26 protein-coding genes are annotated in these 26808 nt (G+C 60.5%); 15 read left to right on the top strand and 11 right to left on the bottom strand.

Annotated elements, in window-relative coordinates; all coding sequences use genetic code 11:
• Positions 1 to 51: 51 nt before the first annotated feature.
• The 3 genes from ACO6TG_RS19745 to ACO6TG_RS19735 all read left to right on the top strand — a co-directional run bounded on the left by ACO6TG_RS19745 (position 52) and on the right by ACO6TG_RS19735 (position 2694).
• The gene (locus ACO6TG_RS19745) at positions 52 to 1314 is read left to right on the top strand and encodes a TCR/Tet family MFS transporter (protein ID WP_422374764.1); all 1263 of its coding nucleotides are present in this window, start codon (positions 52 to 54) and stop codon (positions 1312 to 1314) included.
• A 1-nt stretch (position 1315) separates the two neighbouring features.
• Positions 1316 to 1990 carry an alpha/beta hydrolase gene (locus tag ACO6TG_RS19740; RefSeq protein ID WP_422374763.1) on the top strand — a complete coding sequence of 225 codons (675 nt, stop codon included), beginning with the start codon at positions 1316 to 1318 and terminating at the stop codon, positions 1988 to 1990.
• Between the two features lie 107 nt (positions 1991 to 2097).
• Complete coding sequence (locus ACO6TG_RS19735) at positions 2098 to 2694, top strand: hypothetical protein (RefSeq protein ID WP_422374762.1); 597 nt, start codon at positions 2098 to 2100, stop codon at positions 2692 to 2694.
• Positions 2695 to 2887: 193 nt separating this feature from the next.
• Here the strand turns inward: ACO6TG_RS19735 and ACO6TG_RS19730 are convergent, their stop codons facing one another.
• Positions 2888 to 3931 carry a M42 family metallopeptidase gene (locus ACO6TG_RS19730; protein ID WP_422374761.1) on the bottom strand — a complete coding sequence of 348 codons (1044 nt, stop codon included), beginning with the start codon at positions 3929 to 3931 and terminating at the stop codon, positions 2888 to 2890.
• A 255-nt stretch (positions 3932 to 4186) separates the two neighbouring features.
• Here ACO6TG_RS19730 and ACO6TG_RS19725 point away from each other — a divergent pair, with 255 nt between their 5' ends.
• Both ACO6TG_RS19725 and mepA read left to right on the top strand, forming a co-directional pair.
• A complete protein-coding gene (locus tag ACO6TG_RS19725; protein WP_422374760.1) occupies positions 4187 to 5272 on the top strand; it encodes a patatin-like phospholipase family protein in 1086 nt (361 codons plus the stop codon).
• An 83-nt stretch (positions 5273 to 5355) separates the two neighbouring features.
• Entirely contained in the window at positions 5356 to 6456 is a 1101-nt protein-coding gene (mepA, locus tag ACO6TG_RS19720) for a penicillin-insensitive murein endopeptidase (RefSeq protein WP_422374759.1), read from the top strand.
• Positions 6457 to 6614: 158 nt separating this feature from the next.
• Here mepA and ACO6TG_RS19715 read toward each other — a convergent pair whose 3' ends face one another.
• Positions 6615 to 7130: a GNAT family N-acetyltransferase gene (locus ACO6TG_RS19715; RefSeq protein WP_422374758.1), complete on the bottom strand. Its 516-nt coding sequence runs from the start codon at positions 7128 to 7130 to the stop codon at positions 6615 to 6617.
• 237 nt (positions 7131 to 7367) lie between these two features.
• Here ACO6TG_RS19715 and lepA point away from each other — a divergent pair, with 237 nt between their 5' ends.
• Positions 7368 to 9173, top strand: coding sequence for a translation elongation factor 4 (gene lepA / locus ACO6TG_RS19710; protein ID WP_422374757.1), 1806 nt, complete (start codon positions 7368 to 7370; stop codon positions 9171 to 9173).
• 263 nt (positions 9174 to 9436) lie between these two features.
• Here the strand turns inward: lepA and ACO6TG_RS19705 are convergent, their stop codons facing one another.
• Positions 9437 to 10276 (bottom strand): LysR family transcriptional regulator, encoded by an 840-nt coding sequence (locus ACO6TG_RS19705; RefSeq protein WP_422374756.1) that lies wholly within the window; start codon positions 10274 to 10276, stop codon positions 9437 to 9439.
• Between the two features lie 103 nt (positions 10277 to 10379).
• On the opposite strand from ACO6TG_RS19705, the gene ACO6TG_RS19700 reads away from it, so the two are divergent.
• From ACO6TG_RS19700 to ACO6TG_RS19690, 3 genes are all read left to right on the top strand, one after another.
• On the top strand, positions 10380 to 10784 hold the full coding sequence (locus ACO6TG_RS19700; RefSeq protein ID WP_422374755.1) for a tautomerase family protein: 405 nt from the start codon (positions 10380 to 10382) through the stop codon (positions 10782 to 10784).
• Between the two features lie 76 nt (positions 10785 to 10860).
• Positions 10861 to 11085: a type II toxin-antitoxin system CcdA family antitoxin gene (locus ACO6TG_RS19695; protein WP_422374754.1), complete on the top strand. Its 225-nt coding sequence runs from the start codon at positions 10861 to 10863 to the stop codon at positions 11083 to 11085.
• A complete protein-coding gene (locus ACO6TG_RS19690) occupies positions 11039 to 11383 on the top strand; it encodes a CcdB family protein (RefSeq protein ID WP_422374753.1) in 345 nt (114 codons plus the stop codon). Before ACO6TG_RS19695 ends, ACO6TG_RS19690 begins: the two co-directional genes overlap by 47 nt.
• Positions 11384 to 11532: 149 nt before the next feature.
• Here ACO6TG_RS19690 and ACO6TG_RS19685 read toward each other — a convergent pair whose 3' ends face one another.
• Positions 11533 to 11670 carry a hypothetical protein gene (locus ACO6TG_RS19685; protein ID WP_422374752.1) on the bottom strand — a complete coding sequence of 46 codons (138 nt, stop codon included), beginning with the start codon at positions 11668 to 11670 and terminating at the stop codon, positions 11533 to 11535.
• Between the two features lie 134 nt (positions 11671 to 11804).
• Between ACO6TG_RS19685 and ACO6TG_RS19680 the strand changes: the two genes are divergently transcribed.
• The 4 genes from ACO6TG_RS19680 to pheT all read left to right on the top strand — a co-directional run bounded on the left by ACO6TG_RS19680 (position 11805) and on the right by pheT (position 17508).
• Complete coding sequence (locus ACO6TG_RS19680) at positions 11805 to 12722, top strand: LysR substrate-binding domain-containing protein (RefSeq protein ID WP_422374751.1); 918 nt, start codon at positions 11805 to 11807, stop codon at positions 12720 to 12722.
• Between the two features lie 552 nt (positions 12723 to 13274).
• A complete protein-coding gene (gene pheS, locus ACO6TG_RS19675) occupies positions 13275 to 14357 on the top strand; it encodes a phenylalanine--tRNA ligase subunit alpha (RefSeq protein ID WP_422374750.1) in 1083 nt (360 codons plus the stop codon).
• Between the two features lie 20 nt (positions 14358 to 14377).
• Positions 14378 to 15031, top strand: coding sequence for a phenylalanyl-tRNA synthetase subunit alpha (locus ACO6TG_RS19670; RefSeq protein WP_422374749.1), 654 nt, complete (start codon positions 14378 to 14380; stop codon positions 15029 to 15031).
• Positions 15032 to 15090: 59 nt separating this feature from the next.
• Complete coding sequence (gene pheT, locus ACO6TG_RS19665) at positions 15091 to 17508, top strand: phenylalanine--tRNA ligase subunit beta (protein WP_422374748.1); 2418 nt, start codon at positions 15091 to 15093, stop codon at positions 17506 to 17508.
• 617 nt (positions 17509 to 18125) lie between these two features.
• Here the strand turns inward: pheT and ACO6TG_RS19660 are convergent.
• Complete coding sequence (locus tag ACO6TG_RS19660; protein ID WP_422374747.1) at positions 18126 to 18458, bottom strand: hypothetical protein; 333 nt, start codon at positions 18456 to 18458, stop codon at positions 18126 to 18128.
• Positions 18459 to 18506: 48 nt separating this feature from the next.
• Positions 18507 to 18824 carry a hypothetical protein gene (locus tag ACO6TG_RS19655; protein ID WP_422374746.1) on the bottom strand — a complete coding sequence of 106 codons (318 nt, stop codon included), beginning with the start codon at positions 18822 to 18824 and terminating at the stop codon, positions 18507 to 18509.
• Positions 18825 to 19021: 197 nt separating this feature from the next.
• Between ACO6TG_RS19655 and ACO6TG_RS19650 the strand changes: the two genes are divergently transcribed.
• Complete coding sequence (locus ACO6TG_RS19650; RefSeq protein ID WP_422374745.1) at positions 19022 to 19687, top strand: nucleotidyltransferase family protein; 666 nt, start codon at positions 19022 to 19024, stop codon at positions 19685 to 19687.
• A 338-nt stretch (positions 19688 to 20025) separates the two neighbouring features.
• Positions 20026 to 20832, top strand: coding sequence for a substrate-binding periplasmic protein (locus ACO6TG_RS19645; protein ID WP_422374744.1), 807 nt, complete (start codon positions 20026 to 20028; stop codon positions 20830 to 20832).
• A gap of 12 nt (positions 20833 to 20844) precedes the next feature.
• On the opposite strand, the gene ACO6TG_RS19640 is transcribed toward ACO6TG_RS19645, so the two are convergent.
• From ACO6TG_RS19640 to msrA, 5 genes are all read right to left on the bottom strand, one after another.
• The gene (locus tag ACO6TG_RS19640; RefSeq protein WP_422374743.1) at positions 20845 to 21963 is read right to left on the bottom strand and encodes a hypothetical protein; all 1119 of its coding nucleotides are present in this window, start codon (positions 21961 to 21963) and stop codon (positions 20845 to 20847) included.
• Between the two features lie 111 nt (positions 21964 to 22074).
• Positions 22075 to 23931 (bottom strand): aminodeoxychorismate synthase component I, encoded by a 1857-nt coding sequence (gene pabB / locus ACO6TG_RS19635; protein WP_422374742.1) that lies wholly within the window; start codon positions 23929 to 23931, stop codon positions 22075 to 22077.
• Between the two features lie 199 nt (positions 23932 to 24130).
• Positions 24131 to 25618, bottom strand: a complete 1488-nt coding sequence (locus tag ACO6TG_RS19630) for a methyl-accepting chemotaxis protein (protein ID WP_422374741.1) — start codon at positions 25616 to 25618, stop codon at positions 24131 to 24133.
• A complete protein-coding gene (locus tag ACO6TG_RS19625; protein ID WP_422374740.1) occupies positions 25615 to 25938 on the bottom strand; it encodes a hypothetical protein in 324 nt (107 codons plus the stop codon). Before ACO6TG_RS19625 ends, ACO6TG_RS19630 begins: the two co-directional genes overlap by 4 nt.
• 180 nt (positions 25939 to 26118) lie before the next feature.
• Positions 26119 to 26784: a peptide-methionine (S)-S-oxide reductase MsrA gene (msrA, locus tag ACO6TG_RS19620; RefSeq protein WP_422374739.1), complete on the bottom strand. Its 666-nt coding sequence runs from the start codon at positions 26782 to 26784 to the stop codon at positions 26119 to 26121.
• Positions 26785 to 26808: the final 24 nt, after the last annotated feature.

Here is a 26808-nt window from a genome sequence, read left to right as displayed (position 1 = left end):
AAGGCGCGCCTGCGCGCCCGCCCGGTATCGCACGCAACTCGGAAAATCTGCTTGCCAACAGGTCTGTCCAAACGCGCCGCCCTCGGCTTCATCCTGGTCACGCTGACCCTGAACTCCATGGGCATCGGCCTGATGATGCCGGTGATGCCGTCGCTCCTGACGGAACTGACCTCCCTGCCGGTCAGCGACGCCGCACGCTGGGGCGGAGCCCTGGCCGTGGTCTATGCCCTGATGCAATTCCTGTTCGGTCCGACGCTCGGCAATCTCTCCGACCGTTACGGCCGACGGCCAGTGTTGCTTGTGTCCATGTTCGCCATGGCCATCGACTATCTGATCATGGCGCTGTCCTGGAACCTGGCGATCCTGTTCGTGGGCCGAACGCTGGCCGGTGTGTCCGGGGCGACCTTCTCCGCCGCCTCGGCCTATATTGCCGATGTGTCGTCGAAGGAAGACCGGGCCAAGAATTTTGGTCTCGTCGGCGCAGGGTTCGGCATCGGGTTTGTGCTCGGTCCCATGATCGGCGGCTTTCTGGGCGAATATGGCCCGCGTGCCCCCTTCTACGCTGCTGCGGCACTGTCCTTCGTCAATTTCCTGTTTGGCTGCTTCGTGTTGCCGGAAACCCTGAGAGCTGAAAACCGTCGCAGTTTCGACTGGCGGCGCGCCAACCCGCTGGGCGCCCTGAAACAGCTGGCGGCCTACCCGGCCGTCAGAACATTGCTGCTGGCAGTGTTCCTGTTCGACATCGCCCACTACGTCTATCCCGCGGTCTGGAGCTACTACTCGGAAGAGGTGTTCGGCTGGACCCCGCGTGACATCGGCTTGTCGCTCGCCTTTGTCGGGATCGGTTTTGCCTTCGTCCAGGGCTACCTGATCCGGGTACTGGAACCCAAGCTCGGGCCGGGCCGGACGCTGCTCGCGGGACTTGTCGCCAACCTGATAGCCTTTGCAGGGCTCGCGGTGGCCGATAGCGGTGCAATGGCCTATGCCCTGATCTGCTTTGCCGCCCTTGGCGCGCTGGCGACACCGGCCTTTACCGGCCTCATGGCCAATCGTGTGCCGGACAATGCGCAAGGCGAGCTGCAGGGCATGATTGCCAGCGCGGCGGGGCTGTCCATGGTGGTCAGCCCCTTCGTCATGACCCAGATCTTTGCCGCGTTTTCCGGCCCGGAGGCCGATGTCACGTTCCCCGGCGCGCCCTTTGCGCTTGCCGGTGTGCTGATCCTGGCGTCTCTCCTGATTGCCCTGCCCTTCATCCGGCAGGCTGCCGGGCAGCGCCCCCCAGACTCAGGACAATCCCAGTCGGCGGCAGAATGATATGACAGGCAACCCCACCTCGCCGCCGCTTGACGGCCCCCGCCTTGCGCCGGCCTCCGGCAATGCGGCGCGCCAGCTCATCGTGATCCTGCACGGGTATGGTGCGGATGGCGCGGACCTGATCGATCTCGGCCGTGCCTGGCAGGGTCAGCTCCCCGATGCCGCATTCATCGCACCCGATGCGCCAGAACCGCTTCCCTTCGAAGCTCTGGGTGGACGGCAATGGTTTCCCCTGGAAGATCGTTCCCCGCAGGAATACCGGATTGGAGCGGAGGCGGCACAGGCGGTCCTGGACCGGTTTCTCGACCGGGAACTCGCCGCCCTCGGCCTGGATGAGCGTGCGCTTGCCCTGGTTGGCTTCAGCCAGGGCGCCATGATGACTTTCCAGTCCGGCCTGCGCCGCAAGACGCCGCCTGCGGCCCTTCTCGGCTATTCCGGATTGTTGCCGGGAACCGACCGGCTGACCGGCATCCATACCGGCAGTCCGGTGCTGATCGTCCACGGGGAAGAGGACGACGTGGTCCCGGTCTATCACGGCGACGCCGCACAGGCCGCCTTGAGCGGAGCCGGCGTTCCCACCACACTTCATCGGCTCACGGGGCTCGGCCACTCCATCGACGAACGGGGCATGGTTCTGGGCGGGCGGTTCCTGGAAAAGGCATTCGCACGCACCTGAACGGGTGGCCGGGTCCGGCATTTGGTTAATGGCCTGTTAAGTCTTTTGCAGGATGCTTGAGGACTGTGCCGGACCAGGAAGGGCCGGACGAAGCGGGACTTTAGGCCATGCAGATTTCCATCGAGACCACTACTCAGAGCACGAGCCTCCTTTCGGCATCGTTTTCAAGTGGCGGCATCAATGCGTCCGAAAAGGGCCCACGGAATCCCGCCAGCCCGGATGAAGAAGCAAAAGCCCCCGCACTCAGCGTTCTGGAAGCGGCCAGCAAGAAGGCCGAAGAAGACGCCGTGGTAATTGCCGCTTTGCGCGACGCGGTCGAAAAGGGCAAGGGCTCGGACGAGGAAGACGACAAGGACGGCGCACTTGCCACTGTCGAGGACTATCAGAAGACGGCAGGCCAGCTGAAGGCCGCTCTTGGTGAGGAAGACACCGGTCCTTCCGCCAACATCGCCTATGAAAGCGCCACGGTCTCGACCACCACCATTGAAGCCGAAATCGGCGGCGAAACGATTTCAGCGCAATTCGTTTCTTTCGAACGCGTCTCCTATGACAGCGAAACCGGCTTCTCCGCCCGCAGCGCCAGCGCCTCTACGATCGAGGGCGACTTCAGCAACGGCTCGTTCAGCCACCAAAGCGCGTCCGTAAGCGAGCTCTATGCCGGCACCGGCGAGCAGGTCTCGAACCTGCTTGGACTGGTGGCCTGAGTCGCCTTTAATCCAGTTCCATTCACTCCGTCATTGCAAGGCTTGACCTTGCAATCCATCCCGTGAATCCGCCACCGGCAACACCCGCAACCTTGAAAACGAAACGGCATGGATACCATGGTCAAGCCATGGCATGACGAAGTTGGGGACACATTTGGCAGGGCGACTATCCGCCCTGCCCTGATCATCCGACTCAGGCCTTTTTCAGATACGCCACCAGAATGTCCAGCGCGGCCTGAAGGTCGGTCTTGTGGATCATCTCCGTGACCGTGTGGATGTAGCGCGTGCCGACGACGATGCCGACAGCCTTGGCACCGGCTGCGGCCTGCTGGGCGGCGGCGCCGTCCTGGCCACCGGCGGCCAGCATGGTGCGCTGGAACGGGATCTTTTCCTTTTCGGCAATCGCCTCGATTTCCTTCACCAGCTCCCGGTCGGCAATGAAGCTTGAATCCTTGACATGAAGACCGAAGCCCTCGCCCTGCACCGTGGTGCGGTCCTGTTCCGGAACGCCCGGCGTGTCGCAGGCAAGCGTGGTGTCCACACCAAGCCCGATATCCGGCTTGATGGCAAAGGACGCCGTGCGTGCGCCGCGCAGACCGACTTCCTCCTGACAGGTGAACGCGACGTGGATCTCGCAGCCATGCTTGGCCTTTCCGAGACCCTTGATGGCCTCGATGCCGAGCCAGCAGGCGATGCGGTTGTCGAGCGCCTTGGAGACGACCTTGTCGCCGATCTCGATCAATGGTTCGTCCATGGTGACCATGTCACCGACCTTGACGATCTCCTTGGTCTTTTCGCCAAGTCCCAGATCAATGACAAATTCCTTCGGCTCCGGAACCTTCTTGCGTTCCTCGGGTGAGGAGATGTGGATCGGCTTGCCGCCCGGGTTCATCACACCCTTGAAGTCGCCGTCGTCGGTCGACACCAGAACGCGGCGCGAGAAGAGGTTGCGCGCGTCGAAGCCGCCGACCGGCTGCACATGGGCAAACCCCTTGTCGGTCACATGCGACACAAGAAAGCCGATCTCGTCCATGTGACAGAGCAGCATGACCTTTTTCGGCGCGCCCTTCTTGGTGGTCTTGCGGGCATCCCGGCGGCACAGAAGCGAGCCCATCGGGTCGACGGTGACCTCGTCGAAAAGACCCTCGATTTCCGCCTGGATCAACTCACGGACACGGTGTTCGTGACCCGGCACTCCGGGGGTTTCGCAAAGGCGGCGCAGCAGATCGATATTCATGGAATGTCCTGTTGGGGAATTTGAAAACGCCGCGATCCTAGAGCGTTTCCCGGATAAATTGAACCGTCTGATCGTTCCGATCTTTCACGGACGCCTTAACCACTTGCTCGCCATTTTCAAAAAAGCAGCCGCGATTTGACGCTTTGCCATTGCAGTGTCGCAATTGATGACAACATTCTGAAGGAAATAAAAAGCGTCTCTCGCCTGAAACGGGAAGGCGCTGCCCCTTCCTTTCGACCATTCCGGGGACGCATCATGGCCCAGACAAAGCGATTCATTCTTTCCATTGACGGCGGCGGTGTGCGCGGCCTCATTCCCGTGCGCATTCTGGAGACGCTGGAAAGCCGGCTCAGCCAGCGCGGCGTTGCAGCTCCGTTTCACCAGATCTTCGACCTGATGGCCGGAACCTCGACCGGCGGTCTGATTGCAGCCGGCCTCAGCGCTCCGCGCCCCGGCGGCACGGCCGGCGAAGCAGCAACCACCATCGCCGAGCTGCGCAACTTCTACGAACGGGAAAGCCGGGACATTTTCCAGTCCTCGATCTCGGGCCGCCTGGCGCGTGCCGTCAGCAATCCGCTCGGCCTGTTTGACGAAAGCTACGACGCCCGCCCGCTGGAAAAACTCCTGAAAGAACGGTTCGGCTGGACGTCGATGGCCAGCGGCCTGACCAGGCTGGTGCTGACCGCCTATGACATTGAAAAGCGCAAGGCCGTCTTCATGACCAACGGTCTTGAGGAAAATGGCGGTCGCCCGGACGACTACTATTTCTGGCAAGCCGTGCGCGCAACCACCGCTGCTCCCTCCTATTTCGAACCGGCACGGGTGGAAAATCTCACCCGCCGCGGGGAAGAGGCGCTGGTTGATGGCGGTGTCTTCATGAACGACCCGACCATGGCAGCCTATCTGGAAGCCCGCAAACTCGGCTGGGATGCGGACGAGATCGTCATCCTGTCGCTCGGCACCGGCCGCGCGCCGGAACGGTCGTTTGCCTATCAGGATGCCATCGGCTGGGGCGCCCTCGGATGGATGCAGCCCTCCAAGGGCGTGCCAATCCTGTCGATCTTTGCGGACGGGCAGACGCAGACGGCCGCCTACCAGGCCGAACGGCTCTTTGCTGAACTTTCGGGCGTCAGCTACTTCCGTCTGGAAGCAGACCTGCCGCCGGAAGCCGAAGACTTCGACAATGCCCGTCCGGGCAACATCATTGCCCTCAATGGCGCCGCCGACCGGGTGATCCGGGACAACACCGTCTTCCTCGACGAATTCGCTGACATGTTGACATCCCATGTGAACGCTGCGGAAACGGGTGCGGTCGAAGCCGATTTGGTGCATGCTGCCTGAAGAGACGCACGGCCTCGGGTTCGCCGGATGCAACATGGATGAACTCTGAAGCCGGCAAACCGACTGGCGCATGAGGGTTCAACGTGAGCAAGGCAATCGTCCCGGCCGAACAACCGACACGCTTCAGATGGCAATTGCCGCTGGCCGGACTGACCGGCGCGGCGGTTGCCCTCGGACTGGTAACGGCAGCTCATGCCGCCGTTCCCGTCCCGGCTCCGAAACCCGGCGGAGCCGTGGTTACCGATTATACGCCGAGCGTCCGGATCGTTGCCGGAACACCGATCCCGATCAAGAAGCGCTCGGTTCCCGACGGCTATGTCGCCAGCAAACCAAAACTCGTCCTCTATTCCGATTTTCCGGCCAAGGACTATTTCGGCACGACGGACGGCCCTGCCCCCCTGAAAGCCCGCGCCATTGGCTCCTATGCCAAGGGATGTCTTGCCGGCGGCACCTCGCTGGAGCCGGACGGCCCCACCTGGCAGGCCATGCGGCTTTCGCGAAACCGCAATTGGGGTCATCCGGAGCTGATCGACTACCTGAAGGATCTTGCCACCGACGCGCCCAAGGTCGGCTGGAACGGTCTCCTGGTCGGGGATCTGGCACAGCCGCGCGGTGGGCCGATGCTCTCCGGCCATGCCAGCCACCAGATCGGACTGGACGCCGACATCTGGCTGACGGAAATGCCCAACAGGCGCCTGAGCCGGGAAGAACGGGAAAACATCTCGGCCATCTCGATGCTGATCGGCCCGCTCAACGTCAAAGGAGCCGACCGGCGCGTTGATCCGAAGAAATGGACAGATACCCATGCCAGGCTGATCCGGCGGGCAGCGTCCGACAGGCGCGTGGCGCGGATCTTCGTCAACCCGACCATCAAGAAGGCGCTGTGCGACTTTGAGAAGAGCAAGGACCGCGCCTGGCTGCGCAAGGTCCGGCCCTGGTGGGGACATCACTACCATTTCCATGTCCGGCTTTCCTGCCCGGCGGGCAGTGCCGGCTGCAAGAACCAGAACCCGCCGCCTCCCGGCGACGGCTGCGGCTCGCACCTGACCTATTGGCTGTCGGACGAACCGTGGGTGCCGAAAAACCCGCCCAAGCCGGGCGAAAAGCCGAAGGTGGTCAAGAAACGGCCGATGGCGCTCGCCGCCCTGCCGAATGCCTGCCGCACGGTGCTGACGGCGCAGTAAGGCGGGACAGTTCCCCTATTTGTCCTCCCGGGCGCAGCGCAGCGAAGATCCGGGATCCAGGACTGCCGGGCGATCACTTTTTGAGAGGTCTCAAGTTATGGGTTGTCCTAGGTCTCCGCTTACGCGGGGATGACACCAGGACGTTCAGCCCGCTGCCCTCACCCCATCGGCGCGTCGCTCTCTTTCAGAACTTTCGTCAAGAACACAAGATCCAGCCAGCTGCCGAATTTGGTGCCGGTCTGGGGAAGGCGGCCGCTGACTTCGAAACCAAGGGATTCATGCAGAGCGATGGAAGCGCCATTGTTGCCGTCGACCCCGCCCACCAGCACATGAATGCCATTTGCCTCGGCAAGCTCCATCAGGCGTTTCAGGAGTGTCCGGCCGATCCCCTGCCGATGCCGGTCCGGATCGACATAGACGGTGTGCTCGGCGGTGAACCGGTAGCCTTCCTTTGCCCGGAAGGCCCCGTAACTGGCAAAGCCGGCAACGTCATCGGCTGCATCCACCGCGACGATCACCGGCAGTCCCTGGCTCTTGCGCCCCTCGAACCAGGTCAGCCGGTCGTCCAGCGTCTCTTCCTGGCCGGTCCAGGCTGCCGTGGTCTCGCGAACCGCGTGGTTGTAGAGCGCCAGGATGGCAGGAACGTCTTTTGCTTCGGCATTGCGGATCAGCATGGATTGTCTTTCGTGCGGCATTCGATACGCAGTTTTTACAGGTTAAATCTCACTTTGAAGTTGATATGCCATGACTCAAATCATCTTCATCATACGTCATTTGCCTGAGGAAGCCCGGGCTTGCCCGCTGCTGTAGAAATTGACCGGCCGCTTTGCCTTCAAAAAACCACCGGATTTCAGCCCTCTGGCGCGTCATTCCTCTGGTCGAAAGCGAATTGCGATGGTAAAGGGGCGGCCATGACGACGCAGAAGCTTTCCAACATCCGCAACTTTTCCATCGTGGCGCATATCGATCACGGCAAGTCGACGCTGGCCGACCGCCTGATCCAGATGACCGGCACGCTGACCGACCGTGAGATGACCGAACAGGTACTCGACTCGATGGATATCGAGCGCGAGCGCGGCATCACGATCAAGGCCCAGACCGTGCGCCTGATCTACAATGCCAAGGACGGCGAACAGTATACGCTGAACCTGATCGACACGCCGGGCCATGTCGACTTTGCCTATGAGGTGTCCCGTTCGCTCGCGGCCTGCGAGGGCTCGCTGCTGGTGGTCGATGCCTCGCAGGGCGTGGAAGCGCAGACGCTTGCCAATGTCTATCAGGCGATCGAGAACGACCACGAGATCGTCACGGTCCTCAACAAGATCGACCTGCCGGCCGCCGAACCGGACCGGATCAAGGAACAGATCGAGGATGTGATCGGCATCGACGCGTCCGAGGCCTGCATGATCTCGGCCAAGACCGGCATGGGCGTCGACGACGTGCTGGAGGCGATCGTCAAACACCTGCCGGCCCCGGAAGGCGATCCGGACGACACGCTGAAGGCCATGCTGGTCGACAGCTGGTACGACACCTATCTCGGCGTGATGGTGCTGGTGCGCGTGATCAACGGCTCGCTCAAGAAGGGCCAGAAGATCAAGATGATGGGCACGGGCGCGTCCTACGACATCGACCGTGTCGGCGTCATGACCCCGAAATTCATCCAGGTGGACGAGCTGCGCGCCGGCGAGATCGGCGTCATCACCGGCTCGATCAAGGAAGTGGCCGATACCCGTGTCGGCGACACGATCACGCTCGACAAGAAACCCTGCGCCGAACCGCTGCCGGGCTTCAAACCGGCCCAGCCTGTCGTCTTCTGCGGTCTCTTCCCGGTTGATGCCAACGACTTTGAAGACCTGCGCTCGGCCATGGGCAAGCTGCGCCTGAACGATGCCAGCTTCTCCTACGAGATGGAAACGTCCGCCGCGCTCGGCTTCGGTTTCCGCTGCGGCTTCCTCGGCCTGCTGCATCTGGAAATCATTCAGGAGCGTCTGTCGCGCGAGTTCGATCTCGACCTGATCGCCACCGCGCCGTCCGTTGTCTATCAGATGACGCTGACCGACGGATCGGAAGTCGACCTGCACAACCCGGCCGACATGCCGGATGTGGTCAAGATCTCCGAGATCCGCGAACCTTGGATCCGGGCGACGATCATGACGCCGGACGAGTATCTGGGCGGCATCCTGAAGCTCTGCCAGGAACGGCGCGGCATCCAGGTGGATCTCAGCTATGTCGGCACGCGCGCCATGGTCTCCTACGACCTGCCGCTCAACGAGGTCGTGTTCGATTTCTACGACCGGCTGAAGTCGATCTCCAAGGGCTACGCCTCCTTCGACTACCAGATCTCCGACTACCGGGCCGGCGACCTCGTCAAGATGTCCATCCTGGTGAACGAAGAGCCGGTGGATGCGCTTTCGGTTCTGGTGCACCGCAGCCAGGCGGAACGCCGTGGCCGCGCCATGTGCGAGAAGCTGAAGGACCTGATCCCGCGGCACATGTTCAAGATCCCGATCCAGGCGGCCATTGGCGGCCGGGTGATCGCCCGCGAAACCATCGCCGCCCTGCGCAAGGACGTGACCGCCAAATGTTACGGCGGCGACGCCACCCGCAAGCGCAAGCTTCTCGAAAAGCAGAAGGCGGGTAAAAAGAAGATGCGCCAGTTCGGCAAGGTCGAAATCCCCCAGGATGCCTTCATCCAGGCCCTGAAGATGGATGAGTGAGCCCCGGTCGCGCTTCGCGTGATCGATTGATCCAGTGGATCAATCGAAGGGGCGAACGCCCGTAAGGGTAAGGTGCGCAGCACCGTCGAGCGGGCCAGCGGTCAGGCCAGGCATTCCCCTCTCCGTTGTCATTCCGGACGAAGCGCAGCGAAGATCCGGAACCCAGTAGCCCCTGTGGCAGCAAGGCTCACCAACGCCTGCGTTTACTGGATCCCGGTCTTGGCTGCGCCAAACCGGGATGACAAACACATGGATCGAGGTCTCTAACGGACCTCCCGAAACGCCTGCACAATCGCGGCTATCACCGGGGCTTCTTCCCGGCTGAACAGCGTCATTTTCGTTTTCGGCAGATCCGGCAATCTATAGGCCTCACCGACATCCCGGCAGTCTTCCGGCATGTTCCGTCTGTCGAGACAGGCAATGCCGAGACCGGCCGCCGTGGCCGCCTGGACCGCACTGACGCCGGTGCCCGTGAAGATATCCTCATAGGCGATGCCGGCCTCCTTCAACATGGCCGTTGCCAACTTCCGCAGCGCGCAGCTGCCGCTGAGCGCGACCAGAGGCAGAGGCCGCTCGGCCAGCCAGCTGAAATCCCGCGCCGCGGTCCAGACCAGCTCTTCCTCGAACACGATCCGCCCATTCGCCTCGACGTCTTCGGAGCGGATCAGCGCGGCACCCAAAAGCCCCGCCTTGTAGTCCCGGAAAAGGTCGTCGGAGAGACCGACCGTGACATGCCAACGACATTGTGGCAGGTCCCGGCTCAGGGCCGAGATGATCTCCGGCAGCCTCTGCCCGGCGGCATGGTCGCTGATGCCGAGCCGAACCTGTCTCGGGGCGTCACTGCCGCTGATACGTGCCGTGATGCGGTCGTGCATCGCGATCAAATCGCGGGCATCGCCCAGGAACCTTGCACCGAACGGGGTCAGCTGCACCGACCGCGGCGACCGGGCCAGCAAGGCATCGCCAAGCCGGTCTTCCAGTTTCCTGATCTTCACGCTGACGGCCGACTGGCTGGCACCAAGCTGCTGCCCGGCGCGAGTGAAACTGCCGGTCTCGGCAACACGTGCAAAGGCGCGCAGGAGGTCCATGTCGAGATCGTTCATGCTTTCATTCTAAAATCGAATTTTTGAAATATCAAAGATTTGTTTTATTAATTTATGGCGTCAGTCTAGCCTCGTCTCATCGCTTTCAGACACGGAGACCGACATGCCATTCACACAGATTTCCATTCTCAAGGGGTCAAAAACCGAAGCCCAGAAGACAACGCTGTTCAACGAGATCTACCAGGCCATGCGCGAAACCTTTGACGTCCCGGAGGACGACAGGTTCATGACCTTGAGCGAGCATCGGCCCGAAGATTTTGTCTTCGGCCGGTATTATATGGACATTGCCCGCTCCGACGACCTGATCCTGATCCAGCTGACCGTCAGCGACACGCGGACCACGGAGAAGAAACAGGCCCTGTTCCGGCGCATTGCGCAAGGACTGGTCAGGGAACTCGGCGTCCGGCCGGAGGATGTTTTCATCAACCTGGTGGAGACAAAAATGGAAAACTGGTCTTTCGGACACGGCATCGCGCAACACGCGAAGAAAGCACCGGTTCCGTCCTGACGGTCAACAGACCCCACGCTCTCTTTGCAGCGCCTTTCTTCCATTGTACTCTCTGTTCAGTTTGGCGGAGAATTCCATGGCACCCAAGACACCCGTTTCCGTATCGGTGGACCCACGATTGGTAAAGCAGGCTGGAGATCTGAAGCTCGACGTGAGCAAGGCAGCAGAAAATGGCCTGACGCGCGCGGTTCAGGCTGAACGGGAACGGCTGTGGCGTCTTGAGAACGCGGCAGCCATTGAAGCCGCCAACACATTTGTCGCCGAGAACGGCCTGCCTTTCGACCGCCACCGGCAGTTTTGATGGCACGGTTCGACGTCCATCGCCTGAAAACTCGAGCTATCTGGCGCTGGAACTGCAGTCCGATCTGCTGGACGGCTTCAATACACGGGTCGTCGCGCCGCTGATTCCCAAGGAGACAATCGGCAGCCATGTGTCGCGGCTGAACCCGGTCTTCACCATCAACGGGATTGTTTTTGTACTGTTCACCCAACACCTGGCCGCTGTCCCTGTGACAGAACTTGGCGATGTCATCTGCAATCTCGGCAGGCACCAGGACGATATTACTGCAGCGACGGATTTCCTGTTTCAGGGATTTTGATCACCGCTTCAAAACAGAAACGGCGCCGGGCCGAAGCCCAGGCGCCGTTTTCTGGTCCTGGTTCTGTCCAATCGGCCAGCCATTCGGGGGCCGATCAGAATTTTCAAACGACCGGCGGTCTTGCCGATCGCAGATCCCACATTGGGACCTTAGCGCCGGTTGAGCGGCAGGTCGGCCAGTTCGCGCTGGCTCATGCGGGTGATGGCCGGATGGGAGAACGGGTCGGTCCGGTCGTAAGCGGAAGCCGGGGTTGCTCTGAACTGGCGGCGCATAAACAGTTTCATCATGAGTTTTAATCTCCTTATTGTTGTTGTTTTCATCGCCAAATTCCTTTTCTTGAATTTAGCTATGCTGACTATATACGTGCATTTTCCGCCTAAAAAAATCGACTTCTTCTGCGTTTCGATTTAGAATTCCTAAAATGAAAAACTTAAACCGCATTCACCTTTCGGGCCTCAGGGCCGTTGAAGCCGTCGGCCGGCTCGGCTCCGTCAAAGCGGCTGCGGCGGAGCTCGGCGTGACAGTGGGCGCCGTCAGCCAGCAGGTGCAGAAGACCGAGGCCCAACTCGGCGTGCAACTGTTCGAACGGCAGAACCGGGCGCTGCTGCCCACCGCTCATGTGCTTGCCATGCTGCCGCATCTGACCAGCGCCATGTCTTCGCTGTCGACCGCCGTCGCCACGACCGAGCGCGGCCGGGAAGATGCACTGACCATTTCCGTCGCCCCTGTCTTTGCCGGGAAGTGGCTGGTCTGGCACCTGAAGGAATTCAACAAGGCGCAGCCGGGCATCCGGGTCCGGGTTGAGGCAACGGTCGATCTGGTCGATCCGGACACAAGCGACGTCGATCTGTGTATCCGCGTCGGTCACGGCCCTTATCCGGGGCTCAATGCAGAAAAGCTCCTGAACCAGCGGGTCTTTCCGGTGTGCAGCCCCGCGCTTGCAAAAGACATCAGGGAGCCGAAGGACATCGGAAATCTGCCAATCATCCATGACCCTGGCCAGATGTTCACCTGGAAGACCTGGCTTGATCTCTTCGGCCTCGACGAAAGCATCCTTCAGGACGGCCCGACTTTTTCCGACGGGTCTCTCTGCCTCGACGCTGCGATTGCCGGCCAGGGTGTCTTTCTCGCCTGGGAAACACTCGCCGTTTATGCGGTCAAGTCCGGCCAGGTGATCGCACCTTTCCCGGAGCGCCCGGCCACCGGGCTCGGCTATTGGCTGATCAGCGGCAAGACGGCACCGCGCACCAGAGCCAAAAAGGCTTTCGGCGACTGGTTGAAGGACGAGCTGCAAACGTCGATCGGAAGACCGAAGGGAGCCGATGCAGTGGAGGGTTGACAGTTACCATCCACCTCCCTCCCAATCTCCTTTTCTTACGCCGCGACGTCATCCTGAGGAGCACCGTCAGGTCTGTCTCGAAGGATCGGCGGCACTCTTGGAAGATAACGGCCCATCCTTCGAGACAGCGCCGCCGCGCCTCTGTGGGCCAGTCATTGAGGATGATGTGGGCGGGTGCTGGAGACGCGCGGTGACGACCCGGCGACGGGGCAGTTCCCGCAAACAATTGTTCCCTTTTCCTCTTGCCATCCCTCCGGCTTTCAGTAGAGTGGCGCCCATGAGCAAGCGCAGCACAGATATCCGCCGCACTGGCGATATGACGGGCCTCCCCGGCCTGACGACCGCAGCTGCGCGCTTCATTGAGTTGCAGGGCCCCGCCTGCGGACGATTTATGCGCTAACGCGCTTTTTTCCGGCGCTTTTTTCTTCACCTGGGTGTCACGCAATAATGCTCTCGGAGCCGTGGCCTTCTGCGCCATTATTCGCTAAAAGACCCCGACTTTCTGTTTCGACTTCAAGCGCGCACCGCGCGCGAACCGGTACCTGAGCACGCATGTCCAATCTCGATACACTTGAATCCGAACTCCTGACCGCTATTTCAGGCGCGGAAACGGAAACCGCCCTGGAAGACGTCCGGGTCCACGCCCTGGGCAAGAAGGGAAAGATCTCCGAGCAGATGAAAACGCTCGGCAGAATGACCCCGGAAGAACGCCAGGTCATGGGGCCTGCGCTGAACGGCCTTAAGGCCAAGATCACCGACGCCATCTCCGCCCGCAAGGACGTCCTGGCCGAGGCAGCCCTGGAAGCCCGCCTTGCAAGCGAAACCGTCGATGTGACCCTGCCGCTGCGCCCTGCCTCCACAGAGACCGGCCGCATTCATCCGGTCAGCCAGGTCGTTGACGAACTGACCGCGATCTTCGCCGACATGGGCTTTTCCATCGCCGAAGGTCCGGATATCGAAACCGACGAACTGAACTTCACCGTGTTGAACTTTCCTGAGGGTCATCCGGCACGCGAAATGCACGACACCTTCTTCTTCAACGAGAAGGAAGACGGTGAACGCCTGCTTCTGCGCACACACACCTCACCGGTTCAGATCCGCACCATGCGCAGCCAGGAGCCGCCGATCCGCGTGATCATGCCGGGCCGGACCTATCGTTGCGACAGCGACCAGACCCACACGCCAATGTTCCACCAGGTGGAAGGTCTCGTCATCGACAAGGAAAGCCATTTCGGACACTTGAAGTGGGTTCTGCAGGAGTTCTGCAAGTCCTTCTTTGAAATCGACGACATCAAGATGCGGTTCCGGCCGAGCTTTTTCCCGTTCACCGAGCCGTCCATGGAAGTCGACTTCCAGTGCGACCGGTCCGGCGGCGAAGTCAAGATCGGCGAGGGCGACGACTGGCTTGAAATTCTCGGCTGCGGCATGGTCCACCCGAACGTGATCCGCAATTGCGGCCTTGACCCGGATGTCTACCAGGGCTTTGCCTGGGGCATGGGCATCGACCGCATCGCCATGTTGAAATACGGCACGCCGGACCTGCGCGCCTTCTTTGATGCGGATGTGCGCTGGATCCAGCATTACGGCTTCCGCCCGCTCGACCTGCCGACACTGTTCGGCGGTCTGTCCAGTTAACATCCAGAGGGGGCGAGATCATGTCACTGTTGACCCGCTTGTTTGTTGTTTTTGCCCTGTGCCTTGCCACGATCCTGCCGGCAATGGCCCAGACAGCAGACCAGGATGTCCGCGTGCCGACGCCAACGTCCTTCCTGGAAGCCTGCGCCGAAAAGAGCGAGGCGCGCGGTCGCCTGCGCTTTTGCGGTGAATATTTTCAGGACAAGCTCGGCGCTGAAGCCGATGCGCTGCTTTACCTGCGCGACCGCCTGACCCGGTTGCGCGCTTCGCATGAAGCCAGCTCCTCGGAGAAGTACCAGAGCTTTCTGCAGGCGATCTATATCGTCGCCTTTCTGACCATCGCATCGATCGTCCTGATCGCCAGCGATCGCCGCATCGGCGGCACCGCCAAATGGGCGGGCCTGACCTCGACGGCGGCTCTTCTGGTGATGGTGGTCATCGTCGCCATGGGCTGGCTCGGCAAGTACCGGGCTGAATATGCGGCCCAGGTCGAGATCGGCATCCTGCGCGACCGAATCGAAACGGAAGCAGCCCAGGCGATTGCCACCGGCCAGCAGATCACACCAGAGATGGTGAGCCGCTGGACTGCCGACTTCTCTGAGATCGGCCGCCGGTTTGCGGAGAATTACGGCGAAGCGACCATCCTTCCGGAGGTGGACCGGCTCGGAAACTGAGACGTCCCCCAGCCTTTTGCCCGGAACACCCGGCGCACGACATTTGAAGAGACTGAAAAATGAAATTCACACTCTCCTGGCTCAAGGAGTACCTTGAGACCAACGCCAGCCTGGACGAGATCGTCGAGCGCCTCACCATGATCGGCCTCGAGGTCGAGGAGGTCACCAACAAGGCCGACCGTCTGAAGCCGTTCCATATTGCCAAGGTGCTTGAAGCAGAACAGCATCCGAACGCGGACAGGCTAAGGGTCCTCAAGGTCGACACCGGCTCCGGCGAGCCGATCCAGATCGTTTGCGGCGCTCCCAACGCGCGCGCTGGCCTGGTCGGCGTGCTTGGAAAGCCGGGCGACTATATCCCCGGCCTCGACGTGACGCTGTCCGTGGGCAAGATCCGCGACGTGGAAAGTTTCGGCATGATGTGTTCGGAGCGCGAGCTGGAGCTGTCCGACGAGCATGACGGCATCATTGATCTGCCGGCCGATGCCCCTGTCGGTGCCAGTTATGCCGAATGGGCCGGCCTCGACGAACCTGTCATCGAGATTGGCCTGACGCCGAACCGTCCGGACTGTACCGGCGTTTACGGCATTGCCCGGGATCTGGCTGCCGCCGGCCTCGGTACGCTGAAGGAACGCAGCCACGAGCAGATCCGCGGCAGTTATCGCTGCCCGGTTTCCGTCACGCTCGACTTTGGCGACACCAAGCCGATGTGCAAGGCCTTCGGCCTGCGCATGGTCAAGGGTGTGAAAAATGGCCCTTCACCGAAATGGCTGCAGGACCGGCTGACGGCGATCGGCCTCAGGCCCATCAACATCCTGGTGGACATCACCAACTACATGACGTTCGACCAGGGCCGTCCGCTGCACGTCTTTGACGCTGACAAGGTTCACGGCAATCTGGTGGTTCGCCGCGGCAAGGCCGGTGAAAAGATCGACGGCCTCAACGGCAAGTCCTACGATATCGACGATACGGTCTGCGTGATTTCCGATGACAATGGCGTGGAAAGCCTCGGCGGCATTCTCGGCGGGGAACCATCCGGCTGCACCGAAGAGACCGTCAATGTGCTGATTGAATCCGCTCTCTGGGATGAAGACGATATTGCAGCAACCGGTCGCAAGCTGGGCGTCAACACGGACGCACGTTACCGTTTCGAGCGGGGTGTCGATCCCAATTACATGATGCCTGGCCTGGAAGCTGCCACCCGTATGGTGCTGGACCTGTGCGGCGGTGAGCCGTCAGAAGCCATTCAGGCCGGTGAAGTACCGGACAGCAGCAACATCATCGAATTTCCCTATTCGGAGATCAAACGCCTCTCCGGCATTGACGTGCTGCCGGCCGAAGCAAATGTAACCTTGAAATCACTTGGCTTCTGGGTGTCCGGGTCCGGAGAAACCGTCAAGGTGGCGGCGCCGAGCTGGCGTCCGGACATCGGAGGAAAAGCAGATCTGGTGGAAGAAGTGGTGCGCATCATTGGTCTCGACCGAGTGCCGTTGACGCCACTACCACCCACCGGCACTGTTGGGCAAAAAGTGCTGACGACCGGGCAGATCCGGCGCGGCAAGGTACGCCGAGCGCTGGCGGTCCGCGGTTTCAACGAAGCCGTGACCTGGTCATTCATCGCCAAGGATCAGGCCGAGCTGTTCGGCGGCGGCAGCCCCGCGCTTTCACTGGCCAACCCGATCTCCAGCGAAATGTCCGACATGCGCCCAAGTCTGCTGCCCAGCCTTCTGGTCGCCGCCCAGCGCAATGCGGACCGTGGGTATGGCGATGTAGCCCTGTTCGAGGTTGGCCAGGTATTTGCCGATGATACGCCGGAAGGCCAGAAAATGGTCGCCGCTGGTGTCCGTCGCGGCACCGCCAAGATGACCGGCTCCGGACGTCACTGGTCGGGCACTGCCGGCAGCGTGGATGTATTCGACGCCAAGGCTGACGCCGAAGCGGCGCTGGCGGCCATCGGGGCCCCCGTTGAGAAACTCCAGATCTACAAGGACGCACCGGCTACATTCCATCCGGGCCGTTCAGGCTGCCTGAAGCTTGGTCCGAAAAACACCCTGGCGGTGTTCGGTGAAGTGCATCCGCGGACCCTGCAGAAGCTGGACATCGAAGGGCCGCTGGTGGCGTTCGAGATCTATCTAGAGGCCTTGCCACAGCCAAAAGGCAAGGCCAGCCGGTCTAAAGGCGCGCTCAATGCCAGCGACCTGATGCCGGTGCGCCGTGACTTCGCCTTCGTGATGGGCAAGGACGTCAGTGCGGAAACGCTGCTCAAGGCCGCCCGCGGCGCGGACAAAAACCTGATCCAGGACGTGACCCTGTTCGATATTTATCAGGGCACCGGCGTTCCGGAAGGACAGAAATCCGTTGCCATCGACGTCCTGTTGCAACCGCGCCAGAAAACGCTGACAGATGAAGAGATCGACGCAGTCGCCAAGAAACTCATCGCCAATGTCGAAAAAGCGACCGGCGGTACGTTACGGGGCTAAAGAGTTCCAGTGACATTTGAGCCGCGCGGCCCCGGCTGCGCGGCTTTTTGCGCCTTGGCGGTGCTGTCCGTTAGGGGCTGATCAGTTGTTCCGCTGACCGACTTCCGCGCAAATCAGCACAGAACATTTTTTGCTGTCCTTGGTCGGCACAAAGGTCGTCGTCACGGATTGGCCTGCGAAACAGTGATTGCGACCCGTGACGTAACGGTCGAACTTGAACTGACCGGACTTTAAATTGATGCCGCCATACCTTTCGATCAGGTCATGGGTCTGCGCGCAGGTCAGTTTTGTGGTGTCGGGCTGCCGCCGCGTCTGTGAATTTGCCGGAAGAGCCAGAAGAAAGACACTGCAAAAAAGCAGGCTTGCCTTAGTTGCGCGGCCCGCAATTACCAGTTGCTTATTTGTATTCTTCCCGTGCATCACAAGGCCTTTCCTGACTTTTCAGGCGTATTATTTATTAAATGGGCGTGATTTCCAGAAATAGGAATTCCTTATTTCATATTTGTGAAGCGGTTTTGAAATGCAACAGGTGTTTGCATCCGCCCCCCATCAGAAATAACAGGAAAATCCTGAGAGGCAGTAAAAACAACTAGGGAATCCCGGAACCGAATGTGTGTTCAGCGCACCCGGATGTTTTGGTGGCACCTGAAACCGACCGCGCATTTCGGATCGTCCCTGGTCGGCGCAAAATTCGCCCGCACCTGATTGGTGATCGGCCGGCAATAGCTGGCATCGGCGATGAACCGTTCAAACGTTGTCGCGCCCGTCGTCATCACGACGCTTCCGCGTTGCTTTACCAGAGCCTGCGCTTGCGCGCAGGTCATCTGGCGTGTGTCCGGGCGCCCCGATTGAGCCGACGTCGCCGACACCGTCAACAGCAATACCGCCACCGCGGCCGGCACGGTCTTCAGACCGGTCGCACCACAGAAAGAAGACAATCCATCAGCCATGCCGGGTCTCCGTTTGCTATCGGCTCGATCAGCGCTTCAATGCGCGTCTCAGTTTATGCGCCAGGGTTGCGGATTGACGCAGCGCTGCACGTAACAGCGGTTGTTGTCCTTGGTCGGAACATAATCGCGGCGCAGGATCTCGCCATGCTGGCAAGAATTTCGGTTCGACACGTAGCGGTCGAACGTGTGCTGCCCGGTGCTCAGAACCACCGCTCCTCGCTGGTTGATCATGGACTGAACCTGGCCGCAGGTCATTGCGGTCGAGTTCGGTCGGCGCGACTGGGCCTCCGCAATCGGAAGACTTGCCAGGGTCACGCTCCCGCCAGCGACAACAAAAAGGGCGAATTTGAAAAACAATCTGGTCATGGGGCCGTCCTTCAAGAGGTCTGGATACGATGATGGCGTTGCCCGGCGAGCTGTCAAGACACCGAGAGGTGACCAGACCGGCTGCCATTATCAACGACCTGCCCAGCGCGGTGCTCGACATTCCGTGTCCCGCAGGCAACCGCTTCCCCACCTGGCAGAATCGGATAGGCTGGCTTTTCTCTGGAAAGGACCCGACGATGGTCAGTGAAACGCTTCCCCTTGCAGATACGGCAGTTACCGATGACAGACAGAGGCTCGGCGATCCTTATGCCTCAAGCGAAACGGAGCGCATGGCCCGTCTGGAACAGATCCTGAGGACAGCGCCGCATGTCATGACCATTCTTGAAACAATACGCGCGCTGGAACTGCCGGATGCGTGGCTGGTGTCAGGCGGGATCTATCAGACCGCCTGGAATGTTCTGACAGACCGGGCGCTGATGCACGGCATCAAAGATTTCGACATTGTCTATTTCGACGGCAAGGACCTGTCCTACGAGGCCGAAGACCGGATCATCCACCGGGTCAATACCGCCCTGCCCGAGCTTGCCAAACTGCTCGAAGTCCGAAACCAGGCGCGTGTCCATCTCTGGTATGAAAAGCGCTTCGGCCGCCCCTATCGGCCTCTGCATTGTGCTATGGATTCGCTGACCACCTATGCCGCTCGGACCCATGCTGTCGCCGCACGGCTGACCGCCGCCGGAGAGCTGGTGCTTCACGCGCCCTTTGGTCTTGCCAATCTTTTCGCCATGCATCTGGTGCCAAATTACGTGCAACCGAACGAACAGACCTATGTGGAAAAGGCCGAACGCATGAAGGTGCTGTGGCCGGAACTGTCGGTTGCACCCTGGGGAACGGATATCTGAATCTGCCACCCACTTGCGACCCGGCATGTGCTTGGCAACAAGGCCAGTTTGCGACCGGTTCGCTGTCTAGCGGTGAAAATTACTCAGCATAGACTGTGAATTACAAATATTTGTCAGAATATTTAAGTATTATAGAACCCCAACACGAACACACCTACCCACAACTCTTGGGCGAGTAAATATTGCGATAACATAAATTTTACTGATCATACATTTTCGATCCCAACCTCGTTAAATCACAAATAATGTTCCTTATTTACTTTTTGAAACACTGACGTTTAAACTCATAGGCAACGCTGGCTTTAGGCGTGCTGAGCGCGGTTGGACGGAACCTGAACATGGCAAATTCCAAATCCGGCAAAGGGTTTGCGAAAGGCTTACTGCTTTGGCTGGCAGCGGTTGTGGCTGCCTGTCCGCTCATGTTCAATGTGCCGGCAGTTCACGCCGAAACCGACTTTCCGCAGCTCAGTCTTCTGACCGAAGAATGGAAACCCTACCATTATCTCGAAGACGGTGAGGTGAAGGGGCAGACAGCCGATCTGCTGGTCGAGATCTTGCAAAAGGTCGGCTCAACACAGGGCCGCGAAGATATTGTTGTCCTGCCCTGGGCCCGCGCCTACCGGCAGGCCCAGGCTGAACCGAACACGGTGCTGTTCTCAACCAGTCGAACACCCGAACGGGAAAGCCTGTTCAAATGGGCTGGCCCTATCCTCAAATTCGAGTCCTATTTCATCGGCAAAAAAGCGAGAAACTTCAATATCGAGACTTCCGAAGACCTGCATGACTACAAGGTCGGTGTCATCATCGACAGCGCCAGTGCCCTGTTGGCAAAACGGCACGGAATTCCGGAAGAAAACACGACCGTCAACAGCGAAGGCATCATCAACGTCAGAATGCTGGACGCCGGTCGTATCGATTTCATCCCGATCCAGTGGGAGAACTTTGCACGACTGGCCACCAATGCGGGCGTCGATCCGTCGGAATACGAACCGGTGTTTCTTGCGTCCACCGTGCAGCTGAATTTTGCCTTCAACCTGGAAACACCAGACTGGGTGGTGGACCGGTTTCAGACCGCTTTTGAGGACATACTTGCATCAAGGGACCAGGAAGACGGTTCCGGAGAGACCGTTCGCGAAGTCAACTAGAGCACTTCCCGGTTAGCCTGCTCCACTGATCAATGTCTCAATATACCGGCCGAAATCCGCATCCTGCAGCACCCAGTTGCCGTCGATCTTGTGAATGATGTGTTTGCGGCGAAGTGTTCTCGTGGCTCCCGAGACCCTGCCGGGAGCAACGCTCTCCTCGCCAGTGGCCAGGCCCAGCCGCTTGCGGGCCGCGTTGGAGGTCAGGGCAGTTTCACCCTTCACAATCTCCACAAGCACGGCCTGCGCAAGTGCATTCAGATCCGACCAGAGCGCCGGGAAACCCTGCCGCTCGGCAAGCTCCTCCCGGATCCGTCTGGCGGCGGTATCAAAATCGTAATCCGGATTGAGCGCCATCCGCTCCAGCACGTTACGCATCATGTAGGGCGACCGGTCGACCTGGAGGAAGAAGGCCATGGCCCCGTCGAACGCAACGTCGCGGCTGGTGGCCGTCTTGTGGGCTTTCAGCATGTGGCGGACGAAGTCCTCGCCGAGTGGCGGCAGTTCGATATTGCTGCCGAAGTGAAAAAAGGGTGCCTGCCGGTTGGAGAACATCGCTCGCAGACCATCCACACTGGAGCCAGTGAATATCGTTCGCACGGTGTCGCGACGCTTGTCGAGACAGGTCCGCAAGGCGGCCACAAATGCACCATGTTCCGGCGAAGCGAGCCCCTGAACCTCGTCCAGCATGAACAGAACCGGCGCCTTTGTCGTTGCCGGCAACTGGCCGATCCTGTCATCCAGCATCAGCAACGGATCCTTCTGAGCAACCGCTTTCGGCGTTCCGGACAGGTCAACCTCACCGCCGATGCCCATCGGCGCGATCCGGATCTTGGGTTTCATGCCGGTCAGGGCCGACTGTGCCCTTTGCCAGAAACCCGGCTTTTCCATCGCGCCGTCGATGGCATGCAGCAGCGTGTCGACCGGGGTATCCGCAGTCTGCCAGAAACTGGCATAGACAACGGTGCATTTGAGCCGTTCCGCCGCAGGCGCCAGATCCTGGATCAGGAACTGGGTCTTTCCCGTCCGACGTGGTGCAAACAGCGTCAGCGCCGTTGACCCGCCCGAAATGAATGACTGCATCACCCGTTCCGCAAACTCGGTGCGCGGAAAGTGCCAGGGAGAGTTCGACATGATTCGACGCCTCTGTAGAAGTTCTACATATAGGTAGATCAATGTAGAACTTTCAGCAAGGCGAAGTTGCGATGCTGCACTATGCACGATTCAGGCGTGAGGCGGTTCTGACTAGACGGCCCGTCGCTCGACCGCCAGGCCCGTCACCACAGGTTTCGGTGTCGGGACTTCCGCTTGTTGCGACAGAACCCTTGCCCGCACAAGGCCACGCACCGAGTTGCCCAGCAGGATCTCGTCGGCCGAGACCAGATCCGCCCGGGTCAGATCGGCCTCTGTGGCAAGACCACATTCCAGAAGGCCTGCCCGAAAGGTTCCCGGCAACAGCCCGTGTTTCAAGGCCGGTGTCAGCAACTTTCCGTTCTTCCGCAAGAAGAGCGTCATGTAGCTGCCTTCGGTCAGGTAGCCGTTTTCGTTTTCAAACAACACTTCCTGGCAGCCGGTCTCCGCCTGGTAGCGGCTGCGGGTGTCGTCGTAGAAGGCCCGGTTGGTGGTCTTGTGGTAAAGGAACCGGTTGCCGGAATGGGTTCTTTCCGACGTCAGCGCCAGATTGAACACCGTTGCGCCGTCGACGGGTGTCAGATCCGTTGCGGTGAGCGACACCTCGCCGTCTGCATTCACTAGCAACCGGACACGCTGCGCACCGACATAATTGGCGGCCGCCGTTTCCAGTGCCGTCCGGATGTCCTGCTCCTGAAACGCAAATCCGAAATAGATCGCCGATTGCTGCAGGCGCTGCATATGCCGCTCCAGCAGCAGATACCCCTCGGCCGGATCGAAGGCCAGTGTTTCGATCAGCTCGAATTCCGGCACGTTCTCGGACAGAAATCTGAGTTTCAACGCGCATTCATCATATTCGGGTGCCGCCCCGCTGTCGAAGACAACACCGGAACCGGCGCCCGCTTCCCCCATACCGTTCTGGCGCAGCACCAGCGTTCGGATGGCGACATTCAGGCGGAAATCACCACCAGGTGCCAGATAGCCGATCGAGCCGGTGTAGACGCCCCGGGGCCCCGTTTCCAGGTCATGGGCAATCTGCATGGCGCTGAGTTTCGGTGCGCCGGTGATCGAACCACACGGAAAAAGGTTTTCGATCACGGCCGAGAAGCCTGTGCCGGCCGGAAGTTCGGCCTCGACGGTCGAGGTCATCTGGTGCAGGCTCTGATAGCGTTCGACCTCGCAGAGCTGCGTCACGCGGACCGTCCCGGTCTTTGCAATGCGCGACAAGTCATTTCGCATCAGGTCGACGATCATGGTGTTTTCGGCGCGCTGCTTCGGGTCCTCTGCAAGGTCTCGAGCAATGCGCCTGTCTTCGGAGACACTTCGCCCGCGCGGCGCAGTGCCTTTCATCGGACGTGTGCGCAGCAGCTTTCCCTGTCGTTCCAGAAACAGTTCCGGAGACAGCGACAGCACGGTGCGGCCCGGCAAGCACAAATAGGCGGCAAACTCGACCGGTTGCCGGCGCATCAGGTCGAGAAACAGCTGCTCCGGCGCGCCCTGGTGCGCAAAACCCGCGCGCATGGTCAGATTGACCTGGTAGATGTCGCCCTTTGCCAGATGGTCCTGGACTGCGGCAAATGCCTCACCATAGGCGGACCGGTCCATGTCGAACTTTGGAGCGCCGGTCGACGCCGGAGATCCGTCCGCGCTCGCCGCCAGCAGGTGCCGTGCTGCACTCAGGTCCAGCTCTTCCGGCGCATCGTAAAGACCGAACCAGAGAAGCGGCTCGCCCTTGTCCTCAAACCGGCAGCGCAGCTTGTTCTCAAAGGCATATCCCAGCTCGTAAGCAAGATACCCTGCTGCAAACAGCCCGCTCTCCTGGGCCTCATCCAGACGGGAGAGGCACGACGCGACCTCGTCCAGCCGCGTACAGGTAACGATCTCGCGCGGGCGCTCAAACAGCAACGCGGAGCGCTGCTTCAAAAGATCCAGCAACAGGATCGATCCGGTCTTTAGGGCGCGCTCAGACATCGGGCTCTGCAGGTCTTCAGGTCCAGAACAGGGGTCGTTGTGCGCCATGATGCGCCAACATCACCGGTTCATGTGGCTTGTAAGGAGCGGCTCATGGCATTCATGCGACATCCGGTCAAGTCTGCTGTCGAATCCGGTTGCAAAAAACGAAAAGACCGGCCGCATTCGGCCGGTCTTTCAAATCGGAACCAGAGAGGTGTCAGGCAGCAACATCCTTCAGGAACGTGTCGATAGCCCGGCGCATCTCCTCCGTCTCGCTTTCCAGCATTTGCGAGGCCCCGCTCATGCCTTCGACAGAGCGGTTGGTGCGCTCGACGGATTCCCGGACACCGCCGATATTGGCCGCGACCCGCCCGGTGCCGTTGGCCGCTTCGGCGACATTTCGCGAGATCTCCTGGGTAGCGGATCCCTGCTCGTCGACAGCCGCGGCAATGGCCGCCGTGTAGCTGTTGACCTCGTCCATGATGGCGGCAATCGCACCGATGGATTCCACTGCACCCTTGGTTTCCGCCTGGATCGCGGAAATCTGGGACCCGATTTCTTCCGTCGCCTTCGAGGTCTGGGTCGCAAGCTCCTTGACCTCGGCCGCAACCACGGCAAAGCCCTTGCCGGCCTCACCGGCCCGGGCCGCCTCAATGGTTGCATTCAACGCAAGCAGATTGGTCTGTTCAGCGATTGCCTGAATGAGGGTCACCACCTCACCGATGCGATTGGCGGCTTCCGCGAGACCGGCGACCTTCTGATTGGAGGTCTGGGCGTTGGCGGTCGCCTGATCGACGATACCCGTGGTCTGTTCCACCTGGCGCGAAATCTCCGAGATGGAAGAGGACAGTTCTTCGGCGGCAGACGCCACCATCTGGACATTGGACGACGCCGTTTCGGACGCGTCCGAGACCGAGGCCGCCTGTCCCGTCGTGTCCTGGGCAACTGCTCCCAGTTCCTCGGCCGCCCCACGCATTTCGCGCACTTTCAGGCCAACACTGTCCAGCTTGCTGGAGATTTCGGCCTGGAAAGTGGCAATACGATCGTTGACGGCCTGTTGCTTGTCCTGTTCCAGCTGGTCGTGCTCGGCTGTCTGGGCCTGCAGCTGCATGGCCTCCTGGCGCGCGCCCTCCGCTTCGTGCCGGGCGTTGTCAGATGCAACGAATGCCTGCTCCAAACTGGTCGTCACCCACCACAGCGCCGCCACTTCCGCGATTACGATCACCGCGTGGAAAACAACGCGGCCGAAATCCGCGCCATCCGGAAAGACGGCCCAGGGCAAAGTGAAATTCAGGACAAGGTGATGCACGGCGACCACGGCCGCATAGGCAACCAGCGCACGCCAATCGACCCAACCGGCCAGGATGGCCAGCACTGCAAAGAAATACATGTGGCCGTCGAGCTGGTATCCGACCTGTCCCTCCGGCACGGCCAGGGCCGCAACGAACAGGGCCACCAGACCGGCAAGCGACATCGAGGTCGCCAGTCTTGTCTCCAGACCGGCGCCGAACTTCATCCAGGTGGCAGTGGCTGCAGCTCCAAGCAGCAGGGCCGCGCCGCACACCGCGACCAGCGAGACGTGCCCGACCCAGAAGGCGGTTGCCATGACCAGGAAAACGTTGAACCAGGTGAAATGCACCACCCCTTTTGCAAACCGCTCCCGGAACGCTTCCAGCCCGGCGCCTTGCTCAACTGCTTCACTCATAAATCTCTCTCCATTGGCGTCCCGATCCAGCTTGCGCAGGCCTTTGCAACCACGGTTGACGCGACAAAACCGGCTCCGGACCGGTACAGTCTGGCAACAAGTTCCGGGTCCGTCTGATCCGTGACGGCGACCCAGCGCGTGTTGCCCACATGAACGATCCGGCCTTCGGCTCTTGCGATGACTTCCAGCGCAGACGCCCCAAAGGGACTGGCAAAGACTGCCAACGGACCACTGCCGGACGGCATCACCGCCGCCAGCGAGACCAGAAGACTGCAGGCCAGGAAATAGGTCGTGGCAAAAAGGCTTGCCCTGCCGAACACCGAATCACTCCCAAACGCGGATACGCATTGAGGTTAAGGATTGCAGGGCAGATTTAATAAAGCTTGAAGTAACGCTGGACAGCGCCGCAATTGGAAAAGAAAAAACCTCCGGCGTTCCTAGCCGGAGGTTCTTTTCTGCCGCGCTTTGCGCAGCGGAAGAGGTAGTTGGCCCAGGCTATTTCAGCTGCCTTGACCAAGGCCGACCGGACAGGCAACGCCTGTTCCACCTATGCCGCAATATCCGGCCGGATTTTTGGCGAGATATTGCTGGTGATAGTCTTCGGCGAAGTAGAAATCATCCAGCTTGCGGATCTCCGTGGTAATCGTGGACATGACGCCCCCTGCTTTCAGGGCTTCCTGGTAAGCTGCCTTCGACTGCTCCGCCAGTGCCAGATCCTCGTCCGAACCGGCATAGATCGCGGACCGGTATTGTGTGCCTGTGTCGTTGCCCTGGCGCATGCCCTGGGTTGGATCGTGGTTTTCCCAGAACACCTTGAAGATGTCCGCCAGAGACACTTCTTCCGGATCGTAGACCACAAGGACCGCCTCGGTGTGGCCGGTGCGACCCGTGCAGGTCTCGTGATAGGTCGGATTGGGCGTATGCCCGCCGGCATAGCCGACGGCCGTGACATAGACGCCCGGCAATTGCCAGAACAGCCGTTCCGCTCCCCAGAAGCAGCCCATGCCGACCAGAACGCTTTTCAATCCGTCCGGATAAGGCCCTTCCAAGGGCCGGCCATTGACAAAATGGGGCTCCGTCGGCCGGATCGCCTCGCCCCGCCCCGGAAGGGCGTCCGCTTTTTCAGGCAGCGAGAATTTCTTTGTCAGCATGGTCATGAATGACATGGCGGGTCTCCTTGCACGGACATG

Origin of the sequence: Roseibium sp. (assembly GCF_965233565.1) — a bacterium.
GTDB lineage: Bacteria > Pseudomonadota > Alphaproteobacteria > Rhizobiales > Stappiaceae > Roseibium.
The sequence above is the reverse complement of the archived record's forward strand: the minus strand, read 5'-3'. Positions and strand labels throughout refer to the sequence as shown.

Coding starts and splice junctions, on each gene's coding strand:
- ACO6TG_RS19740 (WP_422374763.1), top strand. CDS start 1,316: ATGACAGGCAACCCCACCTCGCCGCCGCTTGACGGCCCCCGCCTTGCG.
- ACO6TG_RS19735 (WP_422374762.1), top strand. CDS start 2,098: ATGCAGATTTCCATCGAGACCACTACTCAGAGCACGAGCCTCCTTTCG.
- ACO6TG_RS19730 (WP_422374761.1), bottom strand. CDS start 3,931: ATGAATATCGATCTGCTGCGCCGCCTTTGCGAAACCCCCGGAGTGCCG.
- ACO6TG_RS19725 (WP_422374760.1), top strand. CDS start 4,187: ATGGCCCAGACAAAGCGATTCATTCTTTCCATTGACGGCGGCGGTGTG.
- ACO6TG_RS19715 (WP_422374758.1), bottom strand. CDS start 7,130: ATGCTGATCCGCAATGCCGAAGCAAAAGACGTTCCTGCCATCCTGGCG.
- lepA (WP_422374757.1), top strand. CDS start 7,368: ATGACGACGCAGAAGCTTTCCAACATCCGCAACTTTTCCATCGTGGCG.
- ACO6TG_RS19705 (WP_422374756.1), bottom strand. CDS start 10,276: ATGAACGATCTCGACATGGACCTCCTGCGCGCCTTTGCACGTGTTGCC.
- ACO6TG_RS19700 (WP_422374755.1), top strand. CDS start 10,380: ATGCCATTCACACAGATTTCCATTCTCAAGGGGTCAAAAACCGAAGCC.
- ACO6TG_RS19695 (WP_422374754.1), top strand. CDS start 10,861: ATGGCACCCAAGACACCCGTTTCCGTATCGGTGGACCCACGATTGGTA.
- ACO6TG_RS19685 (WP_422374752.1), bottom strand. CDS start 11,670: ATGATGAAACTGTTTATGCGCCGCCAGTTCAGAGCAACCCCGGCTTCC.
- ACO6TG_RS19680 (WP_422374751.1), top strand. CDS start 11,805: ATGAAAAACTTAAACCGCATTCACCTTTCGGGCCTCAGGGCCGTTGAA.
- pheS (WP_422374750.1), top strand. CDS start 13,275: ATGTCCAATCTCGATACACTTGAATCCGAACTCCTGACCGCTATTTCA.
- ACO6TG_RS19670 (WP_422374749.1), top strand. CDS start 14,378: ATGTCACTGTTGACCCGCTTGTTTGTTGTTTTTGCCCTGTGCCTTGCC.
- pheT (WP_422374748.1), top strand. CDS start 15,091: ATGAAATTCACACTCTCCTGGCTCAAGGAGTACCTTGAGACCAACGCC.
- ACO6TG_RS19660 (WP_422374747.1), bottom strand. CDS start 18,458: ATGGCTGATGGATTGTCTTCTTTCTGTGGTGCGACCGGTCTGAAGACC.
- ACO6TG_RS19655 (WP_422374746.1), bottom strand. CDS start 18,824: ATGACCAGATTGTTTTTCAAATTCGCCCTTTTTGTTGTCGCTGGCGGG.
- ACO6TG_RS19650 (WP_422374745.1), top strand. CDS start 19,022: ATGGTCAGTGAAACGCTTCCCCTTGCAGATACGGCAGTTACCGATGAC.
- ACO6TG_RS19645 (WP_422374744.1), top strand. CDS start 20,026: ATGGCAAATTCCAAATCCGGCAAAGGGTTTGCGAAAGGCTTACTGCTT.
- ACO6TG_RS19640 (WP_422374743.1), bottom strand. CDS start 21,963: ATGTCGAACTCTCCCTGGCACTTTCCGCGCACCGAGTTTGCGGAACGG.
- pabB (WP_422374742.1), bottom strand. CDS start 23,931: ATGTCTGAGCGCGCCCTAAAGACCGGATCGATCCTGTTGCTGGATCTT.
- ACO6TG_RS19630 (WP_422374741.1), bottom strand. CDS start 25,618: ATGAGTGAAGCAGTTGAGCAAGGCGCCGGGCTGGAAGCGTTCCGGGAG.
- msrA (WP_422374739.1), bottom strand. CDS start 26,784: ATGTCATTCATGACCATGCTGACAAAGAAATTCTCGCTGCCTGAAAAA.